The sequence below is a fragment of the Vibrio sp. Vb1980 genome (genome assembly GCF_033338615.1).
Lineage (GTDB): Bacteria > Pseudomonadota > Gammaproteobacteria > Enterobacterales > Vibrionaceae > Vibrio > Vibrio alginolyticus.
Window position 1 is genome coordinate 1 of record NZ_JAWOSZ010000173.1, and the last position, 525, is coordinate 525.

Genomic DNA, 525 nt, shown 5'->3' on the forward strand with positions numbered 1-525 from the left:
GGCAAACTTGCTGAGAACACAGACGACGCACGCGCGAAACTGATGGAAGTGCTAGACAACGGTAAAGCAGCCGCTTGCTTCGGCAAAATGGTTGCGGGTCTTGGCGGTCCAGCTGACTTCGTAGAAAACTACGACAACTACCTAGAAAAAGCAGAAATCATCAAGCCAGTTTATGCGACAGAAACAGGTATTGTCTCTGCAATGGACACGCGTGCTATCGGCATGGCTGTGGTTTCTATGGGTGGCGGTCGCCGTGTTGCAACTGATGAAATCGACTACGCGGTAGGTTTTGATAACTTCATCCGATTGGGTGAAGTTGCTGATAGCGATAAACCTCTAGCAGTTATCCACGCTCGCAGTGAAGAGCAGTGGGAAGAAGCGGCAAAAGCACTACGCAGTGCAATCAAAGTGGGTGGTGAATACACGCCGACTCCAGAGGTTTACCGTCAAATTCGTGCAGAAGACATCTAAAAGATTAAGTAATTACATAAGGCCTACTCAACCATAATAATTCGCCGAGTGGGC

1 pseudogene is annotated in these 525 nt (G+C 48.8%); it reads left to right on the forward strand.

The window, feature by feature from the left end:
- Nucleotides 1-471: pseudogene (locus R7F64_RS24350) on the forward strand (thymidine phosphorylase); the annotation flags it as partial.
- Nucleotides 472-525: the final 54 nt, after the last annotated feature.